This is a genomic window from Streptococcus sp. WB01_FAA12, assembly GCF_012843315.1.
Classification (GTDB): Bacteria; Bacillota; Bacilli; order Lactobacillales; family Streptococcaceae; genus Streptococcus.
This window is the reverse complement of sequence record NZ_JABAEX010000001.1, coordinates 176,379-202,464: the sequence shown is the minus strand read 5'-3', so window position 1 is coordinate 202,464 and position 26,086 is coordinate 176,379. Positions and strand designations below refer to the sequence as shown.

The 26,086-nt window shown below is 40.7% G+C and carries 18 protein-coding genes; 3 read left to right on the top strand and 15 right to left on the bottom strand.

Going from position 1 to position 26,086, the window contains the following annotated elements; translation table 11 throughout:
• Positions 1–23: 23 nt before the first annotated feature.
• Complete coding sequence (locus HF881_RS00965) at positions 24–518, bottom strand: YkgJ family cysteine cluster protein (protein ID WP_169446074.1); 495 nt, start codon at positions 516–518, stop codon at positions 24–26.
• Between the two features lie 176 nt (positions 519–694).
• A complete protein-coding gene (gene eno / locus HF881_RS00960; protein WP_000022821.1) occupies positions 695–1,999 on the bottom strand; it encodes a surface-displayed alpha-enolase in 1,305 nt (434 codons plus the stop codon).
• A gap of 161 nt (positions 2,000–2,160) precedes the next feature.
• On the opposite strand from eno, the gene HF881_RS00955 reads away from it, so the two are divergent.
• A complete protein-coding gene (locus tag HF881_RS00955) occupies positions 2,161–2,607 on the top strand; it encodes a DUF1694 domain-containing protein (RefSeq protein ID WP_169446073.1) in 447 nt (148 codons plus the stop codon).
• Here HF881_RS00955 and HF881_RS00950 read toward each other — a convergent pair.
• From HF881_RS00950 to HF881_RS00895, 12 genes are all read right to left on the bottom strand, one after another.
• Positions 2,604–3,719, bottom strand: coding sequence for a glycerate kinase (locus HF881_RS00950; RefSeq protein WP_169446072.1), 1,116 nt, complete (start codon positions 3,717–3,719; stop codon positions 2,604–2,606). The genes HF881_RS00955 and HF881_RS00950 overlap by 4 nt on opposite strands.
• 9 nt (positions 3,720–3,728) lie before the next feature.
• The gene (gene serB / locus HF881_RS00945; protein WP_169446071.1) at positions 3,729–4,373 is read right to left on the bottom strand and encodes a phosphoserine phosphatase SerB; all 645 of its coding nucleotides are present in this window, start codon (positions 4,371–4,373) and stop codon (positions 3,729–3,731) included.
• 61 nt (positions 4,374–4,434) lie between these two features.
• The gene (gene glgA / locus HF881_RS00940) at positions 4,435–5,868 is read right to left on the bottom strand and encodes a glycogen synthase GlgA (RefSeq protein WP_169446070.1); all 1,434 of its coding nucleotides are present in this window, start codon (positions 5,866–5,868) and stop codon (positions 4,435–4,437) included.
• Entirely contained in the window at positions 5,865–7,004 is a 1,140-nt protein-coding gene (gene glgD, locus HF881_RS00935) for a glucose-1-phosphate adenylyltransferase subunit GlgD (protein WP_169446069.1), read from the bottom strand. Before glgD ends, glgA begins: the two co-directional genes overlap by 4 nt.
• Entirely contained in the window at positions 6,994–8,136 is a 1,143-nt protein-coding gene (locus HF881_RS00930) for a glucose-1-phosphate adenylyltransferase (protein ID WP_169446068.1), read from the bottom strand. The genes glgD and HF881_RS00930 overlap by 11 nt, the downstream gene beginning before the upstream one ends.
• Complete coding sequence (glgB, locus tag HF881_RS00925) at positions 8,126–10,054, bottom strand: 1,4-alpha-glucan branching protein GlgB (RefSeq protein ID WP_169446067.1); 1,929 nt, start codon at positions 10,052–10,054, stop codon at positions 8,126–8,128. Before glgB ends, HF881_RS00930 begins: the two co-directional genes overlap by 11 nt.
• 269 nt (positions 10,055–10,323) lie before the next feature.
• Positions 10,324–11,748: an NADP-dependent glyceraldehyde-3-phosphate dehydrogenase gene (locus tag HF881_RS00920; protein WP_169446066.1), complete on the bottom strand. Its 1,425-nt coding sequence runs from the start codon at positions 11,746–11,748 to the stop codon at positions 10,324–10,326.
• 196 nt (positions 11,749–11,944) lie between these two features.
• Entirely contained in the window at positions 11,945–14,230 is a 2,286-nt protein-coding gene (gene pulA, locus HF881_RS00915; protein WP_169446065.1) for a type I pullulanase, read from the bottom strand.
• 154 nt (positions 14,231–14,384) lie between these two features.
• Complete coding sequence (ligA, locus tag HF881_RS00910; protein ID WP_169446064.1) at positions 14,385–16,343, bottom strand: NAD-dependent DNA ligase LigA; 1,959 nt, start codon at positions 16,341–16,343, stop codon at positions 14,385–14,387.
• Positions 16,344–16,433: 90 nt separating this feature from the next.
• Positions 16,434–17,612 (bottom strand): MFS transporter, encoded by a 1,179-nt coding sequence (locus HF881_RS00905; RefSeq protein WP_169446063.1) that lies wholly within the window; start codon positions 17,610–17,612, stop codon positions 16,434–16,436.
• Positions 17,613–17,692: 80 nt separating this feature from the next.
• A complete protein-coding gene (locus HF881_RS00900) occupies positions 17,693–18,556 on the bottom strand; it encodes a MutR family transcriptional regulator (RefSeq protein ID WP_169446062.1) in 864 nt (287 codons plus the stop codon).
• 3 nt (positions 18,557–18,559) lie between these two features.
• Positions 18,560–20,461, bottom strand: a complete 1,902-nt coding sequence (locus tag HF881_RS00895; RefSeq protein WP_169446061.1) for an ABC-F family ATP-binding cassette domain-containing protein — start codon at positions 20,459–20,461, stop codon at positions 18,560–18,562.
• A gap of 154 nt (positions 20,462–20,615) precedes the next feature.
• On the opposite strand from HF881_RS00895, the gene HF881_RS00890 reads away from it, so the two are divergent.
• Both HF881_RS00890 and HF881_RS00885 read left to right on the top strand, forming a co-directional pair.
• Positions 20,616–22,334, top strand: a complete 1,719-nt coding sequence (locus tag HF881_RS00890) for a phospho-sugar mutase (protein WP_169446060.1) — start codon at positions 20,616–20,618, stop codon at positions 22,332–22,334.
• Positions 22,335–22,444: 110 nt separating this feature from the next.
• Positions 22,445–22,792: a PedC/BrcD family bacteriocin maturation disulfide isomerase gene (locus HF881_RS00885; RefSeq protein ID WP_169446059.1), complete on the top strand. Its 348-nt coding sequence runs from the start codon at positions 22,445–22,447 to the stop codon at positions 22,790–22,792.
• Between the two features lie 32 nt (positions 22,793–22,824).
• Here the strand turns inward: HF881_RS00885 and HF881_RS00880 are convergent, their stop codons facing one another.
• Entirely contained in the window at positions 22,825–26,079 is a 3,255-nt protein-coding gene (locus HF881_RS00880) for a DEAD/DEAH box helicase family protein (RefSeq protein ID WP_169446058.1), read from the bottom strand.
• Between the last annotated feature and the right edge of the window lie 7 nt (positions 26,080–26,086).

Genomic DNA, 26,086 nt, shown 5'->3' with positions numbered 1-26,086 from the left:
ACAAGATTTAAAGGTTCAAATCCTTATAACTTATCTTTTAATTTCTCAACAAAGAGATAGGCTGCTGGGCAGGTCAAAGTATTTTTAATTGTCAGATGATTAATTTGATAAATCTTCTTGCGATCTGTATGAGGGAACTCGCGGCAAGCCTTTGGTCGAACGTCGTAGATTGAGCAGAGATTGTCTCCTCCTAGAAAGGGGCAGGGCATGGATTTGAAAACCTTGTCCCCATCTTCATCCACCTGCAGAAACTCCGCTTCAAAAGCCGGTAATTTCATCTTAAAATACTTAGCGATACGGGTGATGTCTGCCTCTTTAAAGTCTGGTCCCAAAGTCTTACAACAGTTAGCGCAGGCGGTGCAATCAATCTCAGAAAAAACTTCTTGGTGGATCTGCTGCGCAATCGTATCTAGATTCTTTGGTGGCTTTTTCTTTAGATTTGCTAACACTTTACGATGCTCTTTCTGCTTTTGCAAAGCTAGCTGGTGGTAATACTCAATATCAATTTCTTTAGACATAATTGCTTTCTAATACAAGTGTTTTTGTCTATTATACCATAAACTCTGCCCCCTTTTTGCCCCCTGAACAGAAAAAAAGCCCTTCGGATAAAATCCGAGGGGCTCAAAACGTTGTTAAATCAACGGCCGAACTGTTGAATTTCAAGGTTCGGGATAAAATAGTTCACTGAGCTATTTTATTTTTTAAGGTTGTAGAATGATTTCAATCCACGGTATTCAGCTACTTCACCAAGTTGGTCTTCGATACGAAGCAATTGGTTGTATTTAGCGATACGGTCTGTACGTGAAAGTGAACCAGTCTTGATTTGTCCTGCGTTTGTTGCAACTGCGATGTCAGCGATTGTTGAATCTTCAGTTTCACCTGAACGGTGTGATACAACGGCAGTGTAACCAGCTTCTTTCGCCATTTCGATAGCATCGAATGTTTCAGTAAGAGTACCGATTTGGTTAACTTTGATAAGGATTGAGTTAGCAGCACCTTCTGCAATACCTTTTTCAAGGTAAGAAGTGTTTGTTACGAAGAAGTCGTCACCAACCAATTGAACTTTACCACCAAGACGTTCAGTAAGAGCTTTCCAACCGTCCCAGTCGTTTTCGTCCATACCATCTTCGATAGTGATGATTGGGTATTTATTTACCAATTCTTCAAGGTAGTCAATTTGTTCTGCAGCAGTACGTACAGCTGCTCCTTCACCTTCGAATTTAGTGTAGTCGTAAACTTTACGTTCTTTATCGTAGAATTCTGATGAAGCACAGTCAAATCCGATAAATACGTCTTTACCAGGAACATATCCAGCAGCTTCGATCGCAGCAAGGATAGTTTCAACACCGTCTTCAGTTCCTTCGAAACGAGGAGCGAATCCACCTTCGTCACCTACGGCAGTTTCCAAACCACGTGATTTAAGGATTTTCTTAAGAGCGTGGAAGATTTCAGCACCCCAACGAAGAGCTTCTTTGAATGATGGTGCACCAGCAGGTACGATCATGAATTCTTGGAAAGCGATTGGAGCATCAGAGTGAGAACCACCGTTGATGATGTTCATCATTGGAGTTGGAAGAACTTTAGTGTTGAATCCACCAAGGTAGCTGTAAAGTGGGATTTCAAGGTAGTCAGCAGCAGCACGAGCTACAGCGATAGACACACCAAGAATTGCGTTTGCACCCAATTTACCTTTGTTAGGAGTACCGTCAAGAGCGATCATAGCACGGTCGATAGCTTGTTGATCACGTACATCGTAGCCGATGATTGCTTCAGCGATGATGTTGTTTACGTTGTCAACAGCTTTTTGTGTACCAAGACCACCGTAACGAGATTTGTCACCGTCGCGAAGTTCAACTGCTTCGTGTTCACCAGTAGAAGCTCCTGATGGAACCATACCACGTCCGAAAGCACCTGATTCAGTATAAACTTCTACTTCAAGTGTTGGGTTACCGCGTGAGTCTAGGACTTCGCGAGCGTAAACATCAGTAATAATTGACATTTTTTACTCTCCTTTGAGTTAAATTTTTTACACCTCTATGATACCTTAAAAATAAGCGTTTTTCAAGGAAAAACGTTATCTTTGTGCAAATTTTCCTTAACTTTATAAAGTAATCGCTTTCTTTCGTCTGTTTTTGCATAGTTTTGTGATATACTAATTTTATGACAGATTTATCAAAACAACTACTAGAAAAAGCTCATGGTGGGCCGAAATTAAACCCTGATGAGCAGCGTCGCTTTCTTGGTACTTTCGAGGAGAGGGTTCTGGGCTATGCGGATATTGAGACAGCCAATAGCCTTCAGTTACAAAAGGGATTTTTGACGATTTTGGAAAATTTTCAAGAAAAGACAGAGGTACTTTTTGTGAAGATTTCGCCAAATATTGAGTTTGATAAACAAGTATTCTACTTAAAAGAAGCTAAGAAAACCAATAGTCAAGCAACAATCGTATCAGAGGATCACACTTCTTCTCCTTTAGGCTTAGTTATCCATTCGAACGTACCTGTTCAAGTGGATGAAAAGGATCTTCGACTGGCCTTTCCAAACCTATGGAAGGTTAAACAAGATAAACCAGTTAAAAAATCCATCTGGAAAAAATGGTTCGACTAATCCTTCCTCAACTGTAATAAACAACCAATATTTGCTGCTGTATGTTCCAAATAGAGACTTGCTTTTTTCAGACTGTCTTCTAAAGGCTCACTTTTCTCTAGGATAGAGAATGCTGCTTGTATATTTTCAAAGGGTAGGGGAGGTAAATCCTCAGAAAGACTACCGCAAATAGCGATAACTGGAACTCCATTAGGAGTTCTTTTTGCTACACCGATGGGAGCTTTCCCAGCAAAGCTTTGACTGTCCAGTCTACCTTCTCCAACGATAACTAAGTCAGCATCTTCAACTTTCTTGTCAAAGTCTATCAAGTCCAAACAAGTGTTAATCCCAGATACAATACTAGCTTCAGCAAAGGCGCAGAGTCCAGCTGCAATGCCACCTCCTGCTCCCGCTCCCTTCAGAGGCAGGGTTGAAGGTGAGAATTTTTCATAAAACTCCTGTATGGCAAAATCTACAGTTTCAAACAAACTGGGATCTAAGCCTTTTTGTCCACCAAATGTATAGGTTGCTCCTTGATGACCACATAAAGGGCTCTCAACATCTGCTAGAATGCGAATCTTCGCATCTTCTGGAATCCTGTATAGGTCATCTTTGGAAACTGATTCAAACTCAAGTAAAGTCTGACCGCAAGCTGGTAGTTCGTTTCCATTCTTATCATAAAAGCGATAACCCATACCAGCAGCAATACCAATTCCACCATCATTACTTGCGGTACCGCCAACACCGATATAGAGTTCTTTCATTCCAAGTTCTATGAGGTGACGAATCAACTCTCCGATACCACGAGTTTGGATGTGGAGGGGATTTCGTTTCTCCTGCGGAATCTTTCCTAAACCAACCAAGTCAGCAACTTCAAAGAGCGCTATTTGATCTTTTTGAAAGTAGCGCATGGATTCTTTTAGCCCAAAAGGCCCCGTAACCTCTTGCCATTTTTCTTCGAGTTCAAGAGAATGTCGAATAGCGTCTACAGTTCCTTCCCCACCATCACCTACAGGGCAAAGCAGACATTCTACATCTGCTATCGATTGTTGGAATCCTCTTTTTATAGCTTGAGCGACCTCTTCTGCCGTCAAACTTTCTTTAAAAGAATCGGGTGCAATTACAATTTTCATAGTTCCCTCTCATTCTAAGAAATCAATCAAAGGAAGAACTTCCAAAAAATCCCTCGTATCTACATGACAAGCTATCTCTGCTTTTACGACCTCTTTGGCACAAAAGGCTATACCGTGGCCTGCTGTCTTTAACATCAAGAGGTCGTTGGCACCATCACCGATAGCAATCGTTCTTTCTTTGGGCAGTTCTAATTCCTTTCTCCATTTCTCAAGAGTAGCTTGTTTTTCTTGGGCTGTAACAATTTCACCAACTAATTTACCTGTTAAAAATCCGTCTTTGATTTCCAACTGGTTGGCGAAGAAATAAGAAATACCTAGGTACTTTGCTAGTCTCTCAACAATCGGAAGAAATCCACCAGACACTAGACCGACTAGGATGCCATTTTTTTGGAGAATAGAGATAAATTTTTGAGCATTTTGGGACAGATGGATGGATTTGAAAACTGTATCCAAAACCGAAATCGGAAGACCTTTTAACAAAGCGACTCTCTCTCGCAAACTCCTTTCAAAGTCCAGTTCACCTCGCATTGCCTGACTTGTAATCTGCGATATTTCTTCTTCGTAACCTGCTTTTCTTCCTAAAAGATCAATCACTTCTTCTGCTATCAGGGTGCCGTCCACATCCATGACACATAGGCCTTTTACTTGGGTCATTACTTCTCCTCTTCTCTAAATAGCCCAAAAATCGTATGAAAGAATCATACGATTTTATCTATTAGTTGACTAGACTATGGTACAAATCAAGATAAGACTTGCAGGCTGTATCCCATGAGAAATCGCATTCCATAGCTTGTTTTTGTAGATTTTTCCAAACGTCTGGCTGGTACTTATAAACATCCAAGGCTGTTTGAAAACTCCAGTTAAGCCAGTATGGTGTTAAATTGTCAAAGCTAAATCCAGTACCAGTTCCTTCGATCGGATTGAAGGATTGTACTGTATCACGCAATCCGCCAACCTCATGAACCAAAGGTAGAGTTCCGTAGCGCATAGCCATCATTTGTGACAAGCCACATGGTTCAAAACGGCTTGGCATGAGGAAGAGGTCACAAGCTGCGTAGATTTCTTGAGCCAGTTTGACGTCAAAAGTGATATTTGCTGATAGTTTGTCAGGATAGACTTGCGCAAACCAGGAGAAGGAATGTTCAAAAGCCGGGTCACCTGTCCCTAAAAGAACGATTTGAACGTCCTCTTGCAAGAAACGATGCAAACACTCTACGACAACATCAAAGCCTTTTTGGCGGGTCAACCGAGAGACAATCCCAACTAGAGGAACATCTGCTCGCACAGGTAGACCAACTCTCTCTTGCAATTTTGCTTTGTTTTGTGCTTTTCCAGACAAATCTTCCTTATCAAAATGACAATCTAAAAGTGGGTCTGTTTGAGGATTATAAAGATCTGCGTCAATACCATTGACAATACCTGAAACCTTACCTGACTCCATGCGAAGAATCTGATCCAAACCACAACCGAACTGGCTAGTCATAATCTCATGTGCATAGCTAGGCGATACGGTTGAGACACGATCCGCGTATAGGATACCAGCCTTCATCCAGTTTAGACAATCATTCCAACGAAGGGTCCCATCAGCGTAACGTTCAAAACCGACTCCAAACAAATCCCACAACATTCCTTCAGAAAATTGACCTTGGAATTCCAAATTATGAATAGTTAAAACAGTTCTGATTCCTTGATATGCCTGAATCCATCTGTATTTTTCCTTCAAGAGAAAAGGAATCATAGCGGTGTGATAATCATGGGCATGGAGAATATCTGGAATGAAATCAATTCGCTCCATGGCTTCAAGAGCAGCCAGTTGGAAGAAGGCAAAACGTTCACCATCATCGAAATCTCCGTAAACATGACCTCGGAAGAAATACGTTTGATTGTCTACGAAGTAGAAGGTAACACCATTCAAGACGGTCTTCTTAATACCACAGTACTGTCTACGCCATCCTACACTCACTTCAAAGTGGAGAAGATCCTCAATCTGGTCGCCGAACTTAGCCTCTACCATGTCATAGTAAGGTAAGACAACCGCAACTTCGTGCCCTGCCTTTACCAGTGATTTGGGAAGAGCGCCAATGACATCTCCCAAACCACCTGTTTTTGAAAAGGGCGCACCCTCTGCTGCTACGAATAAAATTTTCATGAATGAATATCCTCTGTAACTTTTTCGCCTTTTTTGACTACAACTGGGTGTTCTGCAGTACCGCGAATAACGACACCGTCAGCAACTTCAACCCCTTTGTCCAAGATTGCATACTCAACTTGGGCACCTTGGCCAATCACAACACGAGGGAATAAAATGCTGTCTTTCACCACACTATCTTTGTGAACATAAATGTTACGAGATAGGACTGACTGAACTACTTCACCCTCAATGATACTACCAGAAGCAAACTGAGAAGTACTTACTTTTGAAGTATTCGCATAGTAGGTTGGTTCTTCATTCTTAACCTTGGTATAAATCTTTTGGTTAGGTGAGAAGAGAGAGTAGAATTTTTGAGACTCCAGCATATCAATATTGGATTGATAATAGGATTGAACAGAGTGAATATTGGCTAGGTAGCCAGTGTATTCATAAGCAAAAGCACCTTCTTTAGCTGCCAACTCACGTAAAACATAGCGTAATTTTTCTGGGTATTCTTTTTGAACTTCTTCTTCCAAACGCTTAATCAACCACGGAGTATCAACGACGAATATATCTGTAGACATGTTGAAAAGTTCATCTGTTGATTTGGCATCAAAAAGTTTATGAGAAAGAACACGGTCTGTTTCATCCACTTCCAAGATGGCATTAACATCTGAAATATCCTTTTTAGGTAATTTCTTATAAACAACTGTAATTGGACGACCAGCAGTAGTATGTAAATGGAATACTTGATTGAGGTCAATATTCACCACGATATCACAGTTAAGTGCAACCGTCTGATTTGACCCTGAACGTTTCAAATAAGTGAGAAGCTGTTGGTAATATTCTTTCCCAACTGTGCTACTTTCAACACGAGTATTGTAAATTCCTAGATAGTAGTGACTGAGAAGGGTAGATAAGCCCCACTCACGTCCTGAACGAATGTGGTCAAAGACTGAACTGATATTATCTTGTTGGAAAATTCCAAAGACACTACGAACACCAGCATTTGCAAGGCTAGAAAGGGGGAAGTCAATCAAACGGTATTTCCCGCCGAAAGGCAAGCTGGCTACTGGACGATGATCTGTCAAAGTTGACATATCATGAAAACCAACTGTGTTTCCTAAAATGGCTGAATATTTATCAATCTTCATCTGTTGCTACCCCCACTACTTCATCATATCCTACTACTTGTACTTCATCCGTTCCGTCAATCTCTACGCCGTCTGCAATAATAGCACCTTCACCAATAATAGCACGAGTAATCTTTGCTCCATGGCCAATAATAGCCCCACTCATGATGACAGAATCAACGACTTCCGCACCTTCACGTACTTGTGCTTCTGTTGAAAGAATCGAACGTTTAACCGTTCCATCTACAAAACAGCCATCCACGACCAATGAATCCTCAACGTGTGCATGCGCACCAAAGTAGTTGGGTGGTGAGATCAAGTTTCTTGAGTAAATTTTCCATTGACGATTACGACTATCCAAGGCATTTTCTGGGGAAATGTACTCCATATTAGCTTCCCAGAGTGATTCGATGGTACCAACGTCTTTCCAGTAGCCATTAAATTCATAAGCATAGACACTTTCACCAGACTCGAGATAGTTAGGGATAACGTTTTTACCAAAGTCTGACATATCCACATTGCTCTTTTCAGCAGTAACAAGCATATTGCGAAGTCGTTTCCAGTCAAAAATATAAATTCCCATAGAAGCCTTTGTAGACTTAGGTTGCGCAGGTTTTTCTTCGAATTCAACGATACGGTTATTGGCATCTGTATTCATGATACCAAAACGGCTAGCTTCTTTTAAGGGCACATCTAGAACAGCTACTGTCAAGCTGGCATTGTTATCCTTATGGGACTGAAGCATATCATCGTAGTCCATCTTATAGATGTGGTCACCAGAAAGGATCAGAACATATTCAGGATTAACACTGTCGATGTAGTCAATGTTTTGGTAGATAGCGTGACTAGTCCCTTCAAACCAACGATTTCCTTCGCTTGCAGAGTAGGGTTGAAGAATAGAAACACCTGTGTTAATACCATCTAGTCCCCAGCTCGAACCATTTCCGATATGGTTGTTTAAGGCAAGAGGTTGGTATTGCGTAATAACACCGACGTTGTGAATCCCAGAGTTAGCACAGTTTGAAAGCGCAAAGTCAATGATACGGTAGCGCCCACCGAATTGCACTGCTGGTTTGGCAATGCTTTGAGTGAGTTTTCCGAGACGTGTTCCTTGCCCACCGGCAAGGATCAAAGCTAGCATTTCATTCTTCATTTTCTACTCCTTTTTGGGTTTTATTTGTGACAGTTTTAGTTGGTTTCAAGCGACGTTTAATCTTCCAAATACTTGCTCCCATAGCTGGCAAGGTAAAGGTCAAGGTCTGCTCATAATCCTTCCATAATCCTTCTTGAGTTTGAACCGTTTGGTTGTATTCTTTCCAGACACCACCCCATTGTTCCAATTCTGTATTCCAAACTTCTTCATAAACTCCTGCGACAGGAAGTCCGATTGTAAAGTCTTTTCGTTCAACAGGCGCCATATTAAAGACACAGACTAGCATTTCACCCTTTTTACTCTTACGAATAAAGGAAAGGACACTCTGATCTCTATTATCCGCATCGATAATTTCGATGCCATCGTAACTGGTGTCAATTTCCCAAAGGCAACGGTGTTCTTTATAGAACTGATTGAGTTGAGAAGTGAAGTACTTCATCTTAGCATTCATTGGATCTTCCAAGTTAGACCATTCTAGCTGTTCCTCTGACTTCCACTCTAAGAACTGACCATACTCGCTTCCCATGAACAAGAGTTTCTTACCTGGATGACAAATTTGATAAGTGTAGAGATTTCGCAAACCTGCAAATTGATTGTAGCGATCACCCCACATCTTGTGCATCATGCTTTTCTTACCATGCACGACTTCATCATGTGAGAAAGGTAAGAGGTAGTTTTCATTGAAAACGTACATGAAGCTGAAGGTTACCAAGTTAAAATCATACTTACGATAGATAGGGTCCTCCTCGTAGAAACGGAGAATATCATTCATCCAGCCCATATTCCACTTGTAGTCAAAGCCAAGACCGCCCATTTCTTTCATACCAGTAATCTTTGTTGCTGATGAACTTTCTTCTGCAATCATCATCACATCTGGATGAGCCAACTTGATAACTGTGTTCAAACGTTGAAGGAAATAGTAGCCTTCGTAGTTGAGATTGCCACCGTCTTTGTTTGGAGTCCAAGGAGCATTATCATAGTCTAGGTAGAGCATATTGCTAACTGCATCCACTCGAATACCGTCTAAATGATAAAAGTCAATCCAGAATTTAATGCTAGAAATCAAGAAGGACTGGACTTCATTCTTCCCAAGGTCAAAGTTAAGAGCTCCCCAACCATAGTTATGGGCCTTATTGTGGTCTTGGTATTCAAAAGTCGGTGTTCCATCATAATAAGCTAGAGCGTCATCGTTGATGGTAAAATGACCTGGAACCCAATCCACAATTACACCGATATTGTTTAAATGACATTCCTCAACAAAATCTTGGAATTCCTCTGGTCGCCCATAAGAGTGCTCCATAGCAAAGTAACCCATAAGCTGGTAGCCCCAACTCAATCCAAGTGGGTGAGCCATTAAAGGCATAAACTCGATGTGAGTGTAGTTCATCTCAACAAGGTATGGAATGAGTTCTTCCTTAAGTTGTGCAAAGCTGTATGGACTACCATCTGGATTTCTCTTCCAAGATCCAGCGTGGGCTTCATAAATATTGACTGGTCTCTCAAAAAATCCCCAGCGTTTTCTCCTAGCTAGCCAAAGACCATCTTTCCATTTTTTCTCTGGAATATCAGTCAGGATGGCTCCAGTCTCTGGGCGAGCCTCAAAACGAACCGCCAATGGATCAATTTTCATAATCTGGTGCCCATTTGCACGCGTGATATGATACTTATAAATCTGCCCTTCATGAGCCAGACTTGTGAAGACTTCCCAAACACCCGATTCATTCCGTACCATAGGAATTTGGTGTTCTGTCCAGTTTGTAAAATCACCAACTAAGTGCACAGCCCGAGCGTTAGGTGCCCAAACACGGAAAGTAAAACCAATTTCTCCGTCTTTTTCCTCTTTATGTGCTCCTAGATAGTGCTGAAGATGAAAATTTTCTCCAGTAGTGAAGGTTCTCAATGCTTCTTGATTATTCATTCAATCCCCTTTCTTTTTGTAAGCGTTTTCTATATTTCTATTATACTATCTTTTAAAAGAACTTTCAAGCAGTTTACGGAATTTCTTAAAAAATATCTTGAAAATTTTGGAAAAATTATCTTAACTTAGCTTTCACTCATTTCAGAGAGAAAAGAATAATTTCCATATATTTTTTTATTATAATACCAGAATATTCGTTTTTTATCAATTTTAAACTGTAATTTTTTGAAAAAAATAAAACCAGGAAGCCCTTTTCCTGATTTTATAGATTATTTCACATCAAAAACAATGGATTTGACATTTGTCATTGCTTCAATGCTGTATTTAATCCCTTGCACACCAGCACCAGATCCTTTGACCCCAAGGAATGGGAAATTATCTGGCCCACGTTGCGTTTTATTATTAATATGAACAGTACCGACTTCAAGTTTTTCAGCGATTTCAAACGCTTTTTTAAAATCATTTGTGAATACGGATGATTGAAGACCGAACTCAGATTCATTGGCAATTGCTACCGCTTCATTTGCATCGGAAACACGGATAATTGGCAGAACAGGACCAAACGGTTCTTCCCAAGCTAATTTCATATCTCTTGTGACATAATCAAAAAGTCCTGGCCAAATGAGATTGCCCTCACGTTTGATTGGACTGAGCGCTTTGGCACCTTTACCTTGCGCATCTTGAATCAATCCCCAGATGAAGTCAGCTGAAGCATTATCAATAACAGGTGTGATATCAGCATTGTCAAATGGGTCACCAACGGTTAGCTTAGCAACTTCTGCTTGAAGTAATTCAGCCAATTTATCCGCTACACTTTCCACAACCAAGACACGCTTGATGGCAGTACAACGTTGTCCTGAATAGCTAAAGGCTCCACCGACGATTTGTTTAGCTGCGTGTTCCAAGTCTGCATCTTCGAGAACAATAGCTGCATCTTTCCCACCAAGTTCAAGCATGATAGGACGCATTCCAGCTAAACGACCGATTCGCTCACCAATTGGAGTCGAGCCAGTAAAGTTGATAAAGTTAACTTCTTTGTGTTCAATGATATAGTCACCGATTTCAGAACCTCGTCCAGTTATCGTATTAAATACTCCTGCTGGAATACCTGCCTCATCAAAAGCCTTGGCTAATAACAGACCTGAGATAGATCCTTGTGTTGGCGGTTTAAACATGACGGCATTCCCTGCAATCAAAGCCGGGGCAATCTTAGATCCAGAAAGGTTAACTGGATAGTTAAATGGCGCGATAGCTAAAACGACACCAACTGGCTCACGACGGACAACGGCTAGTTTGTTTTTACTTGCAGCTTCAAAACCGCCACCTTCCATTGCTTGTCCAGTGATACGGAGACCTTCTTCTGCAGCAAAACGAATCAAATCTGCTGTACGTACTACTTCTCCAATGGCTGCTTTTATCCCTTTAGCAACCTCTTTGGCAAGAATTGTACCAATTTTTTCTTTATCGCGTTCCAAAATATCTGCTGTCTTATGTAAATAGGTTGCACGTTCAACTGGTGCTAAATCACGCCATGCTGGGAGAGCTGCACGCGCAGCTTTCATAGCCTCATCTACTTCAGCCTGACTCATAGCTGGTACTGTCCCCAGCTTTTCCTGATTAATGGGTGAATAGATTGTAATTTCCTTTTCAGATGATTTCCAATTTCCATTTACTAAATTCTGATATCTTGCCAATTTTCTTCCTCCTGAAAATTATTAAGACTTATTTTATCAAATTTTCAGAAAATTACAACCCTTTTTGTGAAAAAAATTGAGATTTTTTTCACAATCTTGATCCTTCAAATTATTTGAATCTTAATTCTACTCTTCATTAAAAACCTCATAAATGACAAAAAGGATTAGATAATCTAACCCTTTTTACTACATTAATTTATGAGAGCACTTTTAAAACTGCGACACTAATATCATCAATAACATTTTCTTGTTTTGAACGACTGTTGGTAAGGAACATTTCAAGCTTACCTGCATTTTCAAAGTAGAAGGAGGTTCCCTTAGCATTGAATACCACCAATAAGTGCTCTGCTCCACCGTGAATCTCATAAACAATCCACCCGCTATTCTCAGCAGCTGTATGGACAAAGACATGACGGTAAATTTCTTCATATGTTGGATAAGAGAAGGCACTGATTTGCGTTTTTAGGCGGATAATCTGACGAATAAACTCAATGCTGTCTTGGCGTTCATTGATCAGATCCCAGTTGACTTGGTTAACACTGTCCGGAGCATTATAGCTATTCATAGCACGTTCTCGGTCTGCAGGAGTTAGTTCTCCATGTTCACCAGTTGGAACCAACTTAGTTCGACCAAACTCTTGACCTAGTTCTATAAAGGCCATTCCTTGCATGAGAAGATTCATAGCTGTCGCTGTCTCAACCTTGCGCATAATCTGGTCGGAACTCTTATCAGGATGAAGGGTTGCTAGCAAGTCATGAAGATTGTAATTGTCATGAGCTTCAACATAGTTGAGAACTTGGTTTGGACTGAGATAAGATCCCAACTCTCGGCTACCAAGAATAGCCTTGGCGACGATTGGTTCTGTAGCAGCACCACTCACAAATCCTGATTTGATTGCTCCATAAACTTCTCCTCCTTTGATCGCATCACGCTGATTATCGTTGAAGAAACCTATATTTGGCATCTGATAGGCGTTATCCTTCTTAGCCTTGTCATAAGGAGCAAGACCTGTTCCCATATCCCAGCCTTCTCCATAAGTGAGAATACGCGGATCGACCTCATCCAGTGCCCAACGAATTGCCTGCATAGTTTTGACATCATGAATGCCCATCAAGTCGAAACGGAAACCGTCAATATTGTATTCTTTCACCCAATAAAGGATGGAATCAATCATATACTTGCGGAACATCTCGTGTTCACTTGCAGTTTCATTTCCTACTCCCGTACCGTTTTGAAAAGTTCCATCTCGGTTCATGCGGTAGTAATAATCTGGAACAGTTGTCTGGAAAGGCGCATCAACCGTTGAAAAGGTATGGTTGTAAACGACATCCATAATGACACCGATTCCTGCATCATGATAAGCCTGAATCATGGTCTTGAGGTCTCGAATAACTTGTCCAGGATCATCTGGATTGCTAGAGAAGCTCGTTTCGGGTGCGTTGTAGTTTTGAGGATCATAACCCCAGTTATAGGTTACATTTCCATCCTGATCATATTCCTTATGACGATCAAAGATGGGTTGAAGTTGAACATAGTTGCAACCAAGTTCTTTAATATAGTCAAAGGCGGTTGCTTGACCGTACTGGTTAACTGTTCCAGTCTGAGCAGCACCCAAGAAGGTTCCGCGGAGTTCTTCAGGAACACCAGATGTAGGCGATTTGGTAAAATCTCGAATATGCATTTCACAGATAACTGCTTTACATGGATTCTCCAAACGCCATGGCGCTTCTGTCCCATGTTTGACTTTAAATCTTTCTACTTGTCTGTCCTGATGAGAAAGAATTACAGAACGTTTCCCGTCAGGACTTGTTGCAGTTGTGTAAGGATCTCTCGTCAAAGTCTGGTGGTGAGGAAATTCAATTTGATACTGATAAGCCTTACCAGCAAGATTTTCATCTAAGTCTAGACTCCACACACCAATGGTATTGTACTTATGACTATATGAATAGCTATTACCACGCTCTAGATTAAAGGTTTTCCAAATCGGTGCATCGTTACTAGTGTTTTCATAGACAACCACCTGAACAGCTGTAGCTGTTGGAGCCCAAAGTTTAAAGCTTGTCTGATAATCTGAAAGGCTGTAACCTAGTTCTCCTTGGTAGCCCCAGTGGTGATCAAAGCTTGCGCTATGGATGGCTTTATCAAAGGCAAATGGATTTTGATCTTTGTAGTAAGGACTAGCAATGGCTGGATTTTCAGAATAATAAACCGTCTCGTCGCCCTCTAAAATCCATGCTTCTGTTAGCAAGGGATAGTAGTTAAAACGTACAAGATATTCTTTTAATACACCATCTATCTCAGCTTTGAAGGTGAAACTATCCACCTTTTCCTGACTGGTCACGGTAAAAGAAAACTGAAGACCAAAATAAGTGGTCTCTGAAGTTAAAGAGTTTTTGTTTTCATCTCGGTCTGTGCTAAATGAGCAAGCTGCATAATCTCCATTTTTTCTATGAAAATGGAGAAGAACGGGATAATTGTACATGTTTTTTCCTAATTTCTAATTTCTATTTTAATTTTATTTGATTCTGATGGATTCAGTTGGCATTTCATCACGATGGACAACAGATTTTAACCATGTCAAAACACATCAGGAGAGACAGTTTGAGACTATCTAACACCTAGTTCTCAACTATTCTTTACAAACTTTCTAGCCAAGCTTCATCGCGAACTTCGATACCTAGTTCTTGTGCTTTTTGAAGTTTACTGCCCGCATCGGCTCCTGCTACGACAAGATCTGTTTTCTTGGATACACTGCCTGTGACTTTGGCACCAAGACTTTCGAGTTTGCTTTTTGCTTCTGAGCGTTTGAGACGTTCCAATTTTCCTGTCAGAACTACTGTCAAACCTGACAAGGCCGCATCTGCCACTACTGTCTGTCCTTTGTAATCCAGATTGACTCCAGCTTCTCTCAGCTCATCTAAGAGAATTTTAGATCCTTCGGTAGCAAAATAGGTCTGAAGGCTTTGGGCAATCACACCACCCAAGCTTTCGATACTTGCCACTTCATCTGAATCTGCTTGGGCTAGATTTTCAATAGAGTGGAAATGGTGGAGCAAGAGCTGACTTGCTTTACTTCCGACATGGCGAATTCCCAGACCAAACAAGAGCTTTTCAGCAGAGTTTTCCTTAGATGCTTGAATAGCCTGATACAGTTTAGAAGCAGACTTTTCCTTGATGCCCTCCAAAAGGAGGAAATCATCTTCTTTCAAACGGTAAATATCCGCCACATCCTTTACTAAATTGGCAGCAAAAAGCTTTTCAACGATAGATGGACCAAGTCCTGTAATATTCATGGCATCTCGAGAAGCAAAGTGAATCAAACCTTCCATGATTTGGGCAGGGCATCTTGGATTGATACAACGAAGAGCCACTTCATCTTCAAAGTGAAGCAAGTGACTGTCACAACTTGGACAATTAGTCGGAATATCTAGTTGTTCTTCAGAAATACGCTTGGACTCTACCACGCGTAAAACAGCAGGGATGATATCTCCAGCCTTATAGACGATAACCGTATCGTCTTTGCGGATATCCTTTTCGGCGATATAATCTACATTGTGCAGTGTCGCACGGCTAACAGTTGTTCCAGCTAGTTGTACTGGTGTTAGATTTGCAGTTGGAGTCACGACACCCGTACGACCAACTGTCCAATCAACTGATAAGAGTTGAGCTTCTTTTTCCTCAGCAGGGAACTTGTAAGCTACTGCCCACTTAGGTGCTTTAACGGTAAAACCGAGTTCTTCTTGACCTGCAAGGTCATTGACCTTGATTACCACCCCGTCGATATCATAAGGCAGATTGTCCCGTTCCTGTCCTACTTCTTGGATAAAATTCCATATTTCATCCATACTTTCAGCCAATATTCGTTTAGGATTGACCACAAATCCAAGTTGTTCTAGGTGCTTCAAAACCTTTTCTTGGCTGTCACGAGTTGACGGACTAGCTTCTTGATAGAGAAAAGTCGCAAGATTGCGTTTGGCAACTACTGCCGTATCCAACTGACGCAAGGTGCCTGCTGCTGCGTTACGAGGATTAGCAAACTCAGGCTCTCCATTTTCTTGGCGAGCTTGGTTGACCAGATCAAAGGAAGCGCGTGGCATGTAACATTCTCCACGAACGGTAATATCTAGTTCTTCTGGCAGGGTTAAAGGAATGTCCTTGACACGCTTGAGATTTTCTGTGATATTTTCACCAACAGAACCATCCCCACGTGTCGCACCGACAACCAAAATCCCCTTTTCATAAGTTAGCGAGATAGACAAACCATCGATTTTTAGCTCACAGATATAAGTGGGATGGACTAACTCTTTACGAACACGCGCATCAAAAGCTTCTAACTCTTCACGTGAAAAAGCATCCTGCAAACTATAAAGAGGATACTGATGACTGTATTTTTCAAAACCATCTAAAACCTTACCACCAACGCGATGGGTCGGGCTATCTGCTAAAACTTGATCTGGATAGGCAGCTTCCAACTCGACCAACTCTCGGTAGAGGCGATCATACTCACTATCTGAAACCGAGGGATTGTCACTTGTATAGTACTCGGTTGCATAGCGGTTGAGTAAGGCAACTAACTCATTCATTCTTTCATTCATAAAACCATTTTACCACAAATCAAGCCCTCCTCACAATAGAGAAGGACTGAAAAATGGTTAGTATTGAAATATTTTCTAAAGATAGTGAAGTTATGAGTCTTTTTTAAAATGACTTCGCACATAAAAGAGGGATAAACAAGACAGGGCAATAACCCCGCTTCCAATGATCAGGAAAGAAGAGAGATGAACACTTGGTAGCACTGTCATAAAGCCTTTGGCAATCGGCATAAATAGGATGGCTAATGTAAAAATGGTGCTTAGTACTCTCCCCAAGTATTCCCCATCAACCTTGATTTGAACCTGAGTAAAAAAATGAATATTAAAGATCGTCATAAACAGTTCACAAACTAAATTTCCAGAAAAGGAAAGAAAAGTTGGCAGTGGTAACCCCATCATAAAAACTCCAACTCCAGTCAAGGCCAATAGAATCAAAAGATTATAAACACTTGCCTTTACTTTACTAGCTAGAAGAGCTCCGATAATCGAACCAATAGCACCCATAGTCAAAATACTTGCATAAGCTCCTTCTACCCCGTAAAGTCGATTTGAAAAAGGGAAAAGAAATTCAAAAGCTGCAAAAAAGAAATTAACACTGGAAGCTACTAACAAAAGGAAAAAAATCTCCTTCTGGTGCCAAATATAGTGTAGTCCAGCCTTCATATCAGCAAAAATATTTTTCCAACTGAAAGTCTTTTTCTCTTGTTCCTGAGTCTCTTTTTTGGGGAGAAAAGCTACTAATGTAAATGCGATGAAAAAACTAATGGCATCTAAAACGAGCGTCATATGGAGACTGGCAAATTGTAAAACGATGAAAGAAAGTACAGGGGAGCTAACGCCTACAACCTGCAAAACGAGCTCTAAGCGAGCATTATAGGTTACAATCTCGTCTTTCTCTACAACCTCCGTTATAATGGCTTTATTAGCGGTACGAGAAAATGCAAAGGCAACCGCCTGCACAATATTGGCAAAAATCAAGGCAGTGACCATCAAGCTATCATTTCTGATGAAAGAAATGGCTAAACAGAGAATACCGCAAATCAAGTCTGTCGTCATCAAAATTTTGCGACGCGAAAAGCGGTCTGAAATCACTCCGCCAAAGGGATTGACTAGAATGGATGTAACTAACTCGGAAATTTGATAAATCCCAAGAACAGTCTGTCCTATCGTTCCCATTGATGCCAACCAAACACTGTTTCCATAATCATAGAGCATATTTCCTATCTTATTAATAGCCGCACGACTAATCAACTGGATTGCATGTCGATTCATATAAAAAGCTCCTCTCAAATTTTGAAACTATTGTATCAAAACTGAAAGGAGTCTCTTCGATTTTCCCTTATTTGGGAAATTTAAGGATTTACAAATTTTTCATAATGTTCCTGATAGTAAGCCACTTGCTCTGGAAGACCTAGTAGGTCAAAAATACGCATGGCCTCTTTCATCTGCTTACAGCCTTCTTTACACTGTCCTTTTTGGTACAAGGAAAAGCCTTTTAGATAATGGAAAATATTACGCTCATAAAGCTTGATACCATTTCCAATCAACTTCTCCACATAGCCCTCAAAATAGTCCGCATCCGTAAAGGAACGGTTCTCCAAACAATGCTGGTAACAGTTAAGAGCTAAAATCAAAACGAGTTTACGATGCCGACCAATTTCTTTATAGTAGTCTTCTCGCTCCATGACTTCTCTGCCAATCCGAGCCACATAGTCCACATTGTAGAAAGTATAGAGATTCCCGAAAAGAATCAACTCATACATGGTCCATTCTTCTGTTTGAAAAAGATAATCTGCTACCTTTTCCAAATCACTCTGCTTCATCGTGTAACTAGCATCTCTTTGACAAATCAGACCTTGTAGCAGAATCCAATTCAGCTCAAAATAGAGGGGATTGATCGAACTCTTCGCTTTCTTGAGCTGTTCATTTTGAAGCTGTTGAAAACCTGCAATATCATTTGAGTAGTAAAGGGGTACAATTTGTCCCATCATGGCAACATGTTCATGATAGTGAAATTTTCTTGCCTTATCCATGAAATTTTCGATTGTGACATGAATGTTATCCAAAATCTCAAAGAAACGTGAGACCGCTAGGTCAGACTCCCCAAGCTCGAAGCGAGATAATTGAGATGTTGAACATGATTCACCTGCCGCCTCTTTCAAGGAGTACTTCCCACTTGTTCGAAATTCACGAAATACCTTTCCAAGATGTTCCATTTCTTACACCTGCTCCGATAATTCTTCCCACTCAAGCATAGCCTCTTCCTGACGATGGCTGATTTTGTCCAGCTCAGACTGCAATTTCATGAGCTTTTCAGCGTCGTTGGTTTCCAGCATCTGTTCAGAGATAGCTTGACTTTGGTTTTCTAACGTTTCGATTTCAGCCTCCAAGTTCTCGATTTGACGCATGAGCTTGCGGGCTTCTTTCTGACTTTCTTTCTGAGCTTGATAATCATTAACAGGACTTGCTTCTTTTGCTTGATTGCTAGTAGAGAGTTCCTCAGCTTGACTCACTTCTACTTCTGCCTTCTTTTCAACATAGTAGTCATAGTCTCCCAGGTAGAGGGTTGAGCCATTCTCAGACAATTCCAAGACATGAGTGGCTACACGGTTAATAAAGTAACGGTCGTGACTGACAAACAGAAGGGTTCCATCAAAGTCTATCAAGGCATTTTCTAGCACTTCCTTGCTATCAATATCCAAGTGGTTGGTCGGCTCGTCCAAAATCAGGAAGTTATTATTTTCCATTGAAAGTTTAGCAAGAAGCAAACGAGCTCGTTCGCCACCAGACAGCATCCCGACTGACTTTTTAACATCATCCCCTGAGAAGAGGAAAGCGCCAAGGCGGTTACGGATTTCAACTTCTGGCGTCAGTTTAAAATCATTCCAGAGTTCATCTAATACAGTATTACTAGGTGTTAACTTGCTTTGAGTCTGGTCATAGTAACCAACCTCAACATTTGCTCCAAAACGCTTCTCTCCTTTGATAAAAGGAATCTGGTCTACTATTGACTTGATAAAGGTTGACTTCCCAATACCATTTGGTCCTACGATGGCAACAGCATTCATCTTACGGAGGTCGAGATTGATTGGCTCTGACAATATTTCACCATCATAACCAATGGCTGCATTTTCAACGGTCAGGACAAGATTACCCGACGTTTTCTCAGACTGAAAGGTCATATTGGCTGATTTCTTACCAGCTTCTGGCTTGTCCAAACGCTCCATTTTTTCCAGTTGCTTACGCCGAGATTGGGCACGTTTGGTCGTTGAAGCTCGTACTAGATTGCGATTGACAAAGTCTTCCAGAGCAGCGATTTCCTTCTGCTGCTTTTCATAATTTTTTGCCTCAGTTGCTAACTTTTGCTCTTTTTGTTCAACAAAACGAGAGTAATTTCCGACATATCTATCCAAAGAATGCTTGGTCAAATCGAGCGTAATTGTTGCAACCTTGTCCAAGAAATAACGGTCGTGACTGACAATGATAAGTGCACCGCTATAGTTCACCAAGTAATTCTCCAGCCAGGCAATGGTTTCAATATCCAAGTGGTTGGTTGGTTCGTCCAAGACTAAGAGATTTGGCTTTTCAAGGAGCATTTTGGCTAGTGCCAGACGGGTATTTTGACCACCTGAAAGCTCAGCAATTTTCATCTGCCACATAGTCTCATCAAACTTGAAACCATTTAAAATCGCTCGAATATCAGCTTCGTAGGTAAAACCACCAGCCTGACGGAAATTTTCTGACAAACGATCATAATCCACCATCAGTTTATCCAAATCCTCACCAGACTTTTCACCCATTTCCAATTCCATCTGACGTAGTTGTCTCTCCGTTCGACGTAAATCATCAAAAACATGGAGCATTTCATCGTAGATGGTATTTTCAGACTCAAAACGGCTATCTTGGGCTAGGTAAGACAGAGAAACATCTTTTTTCTTATTGATTTCTCCACTAGTTGGCTCCTCTTCTCCAACTAAAATCTTCAACAGAGTCGACTTTCCTGCACCATTTTTCCCAACAAGAGCAATTCGGTCTCGTTCATCTACTTGCAGGTTTATATTATCAAACAAAAGCTCGCCTGCAAAAGAACGTTCAATTTTATTGGCTTGTAAAATAATCATATAGGTAGTATAGCATGTTTCCCTAAGGGGTTCAAGACTATAGAATCCATTTCATTTCAAGCTTTTTCAGAAAGTTATGCTAACGTTTTACTAAAATGATAAATCGTGATATAATGAAAGCGATTAAAAGAATTTACAAAAAAGGAGACACTTTATGACTTACCAAGAAAATTATCAAAAATGGGTCGATTTTGCTGACCTTCCAGACTACCTTCGTCAAGATTTGGAAAATATGGATGAAAAAACAAAGGAAGATGCCTTCTATACCAATCTTGAATTTGGTACTGCTGGTATGCGTGGTTTAATCGGTGCGGGTACTAACCGTATCAATATCTATGTTGTTCGTCAAGCAACTGAAGGTTTGGCTCGATTGATTGAGTCAAAAGGTGGCAATGAAAAAGATCGTGGTGTGGCAATTGCCTACGATAGTCGTCACTTCTCACCTGAGTTTGCCTTTGAATCTGCGGCAGTTCTTGCAAAACATGGTATCAAATCTTACGTATTTGAAAGCCTCCGTCCAACTCCAGAACTTTCATTCGCTGTTCGTCACCTCAACTGTTTCGCAGGTATCATGATTACTGCCAGTCACAACCCTGCTCCATTTAACGGTTACAAGGTTTACGGTGAAGACGGTGGACAAATGCCTCCTCACGATGCAGATGCTTTGACGACTTACATCCGTGCAATCGAAAATCCATTCGCAGTTGAAGTTGCTGATGTGGAAGCTGAAAAAACTTCTGGCTTGATTGAAGTCATTGGTGAAGCTGTCGATGTAGAATACCTTAAAGAAGTCAAAGATGTTAACATCAACCCAGCCTTGATCGAAGAATTTGGTAAAGACATGAAGATTGTCTACACACCACTTCATGGTACTGGTGAAATGTTGGCCCGTCGCGCTCTTGCTCAAGCAGGATTTGACTCTGTTCAAGTTGTTGAAGCGCAAGCAACTGCTGACCCTGACTTCTCAACTGTTAAGTCTCCTAACCCAGAAAACCAAGCAGCCTTTGCACTTGCTGAAGAACTTGGTCGTCAAGTTGGTGCTGATGTGCTTGTCGCAACTGACCCTGACGCTGACCGTGTCGGTGTCGAAGTTCTTCAAAAAGATGGTAGCTACCTCAACCTTTCAGGTAACCAAATCGGTGCCATCATGGCAAAATACATCTTGGAAGCCCACAAAAATGCTGGTACTCTTCCTGAAAATGCTGCTCTCTGCAAGTCTATCGTATCAACTGACTTGGTAACGAAGATTGCTGAAAGCTACGGCGCAACCATGTTCAACGTTTTGACTGGTTTCAAATTCATCGCAGAGAAAATCCAAGAATTTGAAGAAAAACACAATCACACTTACATGATGGGATTTGAAGAAAGCTTTGGTTACTTGATCAAACCATTCGTACGTGATAAAGACGCGATCCAAGCCGTTCTTGTCGTTGCTGAGCTTGCTGCCTACTATCGTTCACGTGGTTTGACACTTGCTGATGGTATCGAAGAAATCTACAAAGAGTACGGTTACTATGCTGAAAAGACTATCTCCGTAACTCTTTCAGGTGTAGACGGTGCTGAACAAATCAAAGCCATCATGGCTAAATTCCGTGACAATGGTCCCAAAGAATTTAACGCTACAACAATTACAGTTGTAGAAGACTTCAAAGCGCAAACTTCTACTGCTGCTGACGGTACTGTTACAAACTTAACAACTCCTCCAAGTGATGTTTTGAAATACACACTTGCTGACGGTTCTTGGATTGCAGTTCGCCCTTCTGGTACTGAACCCAAAATTAAGTTCTATATTGCCGTTGTGGGTGAAAGCAACGAAGATTCACAGGCTAAGATTGCCAACATCGAAGCAGAAATCAATGCCTTTGTAAAATAAGCAAGCTAAAGGATGAGATAAACCAATCTCATCTTTTTTTCGTATCAAATTCGAGCAATTTTAGAAACTTTGTGGCATACTAGTTTTATCAAAAAAAGAGAGGTATTCTTATGAATCAGTTTTTAGAAGATATTAAAGACCTTGAAGTGACTACAGTTGCGCGCGCCCAAGAAGCACTCGATAAGAAAGAAACTGCAACCTTCTTCATCGGTCGTAAAACTTGCCCTTACTGCCGTAAATTTGCTGGCACATTGGCAGGTGTCGTAGCTGAAACCAAAGCACACATCTACTTCATCAACAGTGAAGAACCAAGCCAATTGGAAGCCTTGCAAGATTTCCGTTCACGTTATGGAATTCCAACTGTACCAGGTTTTGTCCACATTGCAGATGGTCAAATTAATGTCCGTTGCGACTCTTCAATGTCCGCACAAGAAATCAGAGAATTCGCTGGATTGTAAAAGACAACAAAAGAAGGCACTCGCCTTCTTTTTTAATTGTATTCAAAATATCTATCAACCAATTCCTGAATTCTACCTTCTTTGGCAGCAGGGATGGTATCTTCTAAAACAAAGTTCCTTCTACTAATATCTTGAGAGAGATTTCCAAAGATAAAATTCGTCGAAATGTTATAGATAATCTCTGAAGGCGCGAATCCATAAACTTGATTTTCTAGGATATGTTTTAAGCGGTCTTCAGGATTTGGAAAGGCTTCTTTCAAGCCATTGCTGTTATATAGTCGCTTAACAAGTTCTGCAATATAGAGACCTGACTTCATGTACAAATCAATAAATGTCTTAGATGGGTCATCGAAGATTCCTGGGTTTTCTTTCTCAAGATCATCTACCATTCTCTTCACTACCCGTTTAGGAGTGAAAATCTGGTTGGTTTTTTGTGGTGGAATATAGTCGAAAATATCTTCTTTTTGATCTTTAAAATAATCTGCCAACTCCTCTTTCTTGCGAAGAAATTCTTGGATGGCTTCATCAAATGTTGCTCTATCAAAGAGATGTCCTGCAAAATCCTGCCCACCATCTCTCAAATAACGAAATTGGTCAATCGTTATACCAGTCACTTCAAAGAAGACATGCTCAGGAACAAAGGTGTCAAAATTATCAAGTGTTAGAGATTGATCACCGTAGGCCATGATGAAACTTGGAATTGTTCGTGCAAATCCTCGAAGATGGTCCCGAATCTCATCTTGGGCTGATTGTTTCAACTGTTCCACACGTTTTATCTCAACCTGTTCTATAAACTTCTCGGGCATTCTTTCCACTTCTTTTTTGAGTGTTTGTTCTAGTTTTTCTTTATGAATGAGATTATTTTCTTCTAAACGTTTTTCAAGAACTTCTTGAATCTTATCTTTTTGCTCTTTATCATTTTCTTCCTTGAGCTGTTGTTGGAATTCTTCCTTGATATGAGCTTCAGAAATTTTACGTTCTATCTCATTTTTTCGAACTTCGTTCTCAAATGTTGCCACGATTTGTTTCTTGATCTGGTCTGTTTCCCGAGTTTTCAGATCATATCCAGCCTTCAATTCCTCTACAATTACTGAAGAAACGGTCTTACTCAAGTCATTGACCAGCTGTTTTTGAGTTCTTTCCTCATCTTTTGTGACTAACTCAGCAACAGACTCACCAAGCCCATAAACTTTTTCACCAAAAAGTCGTGCTTGTTGATTGACCACAATTTCATGATCAACTACTGCATTCCCCTCATCATCCACTTTAACACCTGAAAAGTCTAGTAAATCAGAAGGTGTTTGTAACTTGCCTTCCTTTTCAACTGGTAGTTCATTTAAGATGTCTAGAACTGTTTGACTAGCTTGGAAAATGCCGCTGATATTATCAAATAAGAGATTGGACATAAAACCTCGTTTGAGGACTTCCCTAGCTTTTATCTGACGCGGTATAGTCAGAACTGCCTTAGCATCAATTTCAACCATCTTACCAGCACGGTCTTCTGCTATCACAGGGAAGAAATTTAAGAGTTCTCTGATGTTTTCTTCGCGAGTTGCGGAAGTTCCACCACCTCCTGCAGTTGCAAGTGATAAGTTGTTCGCAAACTCATCAAAGAGAATCAGGGTTCTTTCTGGTGCAAAGTCAAATACATAGGCTCTTTCTTTTCGGAAGTGATTTCCTTTGTTATCGCTCCATGAGTATGGATTTTGAGCACGGAAGGCAGCTTGCATATAAATGGCGGGTGATTTTAAGTTTGATAACATCAATACGCCTGTCCATTCAGGGATCGTCACACCTGTCGTCAATTGACCGACGGATAGGGTAATGGTTTTGTCATTCTCTGCTATCGCTTTTCTAACCAAGTCTAAAGATTTGAGTTTGACCTTATCATCTTCCTCGGACATGCGCCCGTCACCAGCAGCTAAAACAATATCATAGTTTTCATAGATGGGATGTTCCTCTAGCAGTGCCTTTAAAGCCTTAGCTGAAGCCACACGTTCTAAGAGCCAAAAAGTATGCTTGAGTTCGTTCCGAAGTTCTTTGGTTGAAAATGGATACTTTTCATTGCTTGATAGAGTATCTAACCAGTTTCTGACATCTTGCTCATGGATAAATTTCCCTTTATCATCTGTAGCGAAGAACTCACTCAAGTCAAAAGCATAGTCGATATTCTCTCCATCGAGTTGAGCACCTTTTTCTAGCTCTTCTCCAATCATCTGAGACATTTGATAGGTAAAGAGATTTAACTGAGGCAAGCTCTCATATGGATTCTCCTCTTCTTGCTCAGGCGACCAAGTAGTTTTAGCTGCCTGCTCATCCGCATAAGACCAGTTGTAGATCTGCTCCTCAGTAAACTCTCCCTTAGCTAATGCCTTAAATGGAGTTCCTGATAGATGCAAGGTAAAGTTTCGACGGATTTTATTAAAGGCCTGATCTGTCTTGAAGGTATCTACTCCTTCGTGAGCTTCATCGATAACTAGCAAATCCCAATGTAGATCAGTTACCCATTTAAGTTTATTGTGCTCTCCACCAAGATAAGCAGAGCCTTTCAAGTCTTGGAGACTGATAAAAGCAAGTTGTCTTACATCGTCATCTAAAATATCAACAAATTCTTTTCGTGACAAGGTTGGCCGATTTTTAAGACTGTCTGATTCTGAAACAAACTTGTAAGTCGTTTGACCTGCTATGAATTTTTCAAAATCATCATACCATGAGTTAGCTATTGCAGGTCTGTTGGTTACGATTAGGACATTGACAGCATCCATTCGACAAGCTAAGTCATAGGTAGATAAGGTTTTACCAAAACGTGGCTTGGCATTCCAGAGGAACTTACCTCCTAGATGATTCTTGAAATAAGCTAAGGTTTTAGAAACTGCTTCTTCTTGCTCTTGTCGCAGAGTATAGTCCTGTCCTTGACCAGGCTGATAACCTGACAAATCATGCTGAACAAACTTATCAAAAAGATTTTTAGATTTCTCAGGTGTCCCATTAAAGTAAAACCATTCCGTCTTAGGACGACGTTCCACATCATGGAAAGAAAGGAAATGGTGGAAATCATGGTCCTTAAAAGTTTTTCCCTTATCAGGTTCTTCCGTATAGGCTGCATCCCCAGTCCATAAGACATCTGTATCTATATGAGCAGTATGCGTTTGTTCTTTAATCCGTTGCGTGACATCACGCTCTGTATAACCAATCTTAATCCATCCCTCATTACTTGTTACTGTCGGAGTGGTGTAGGCATAGATTTTAGGATGAATTTCTTTTGAGGTTTTAATTTCTACTGGCATAAGTATT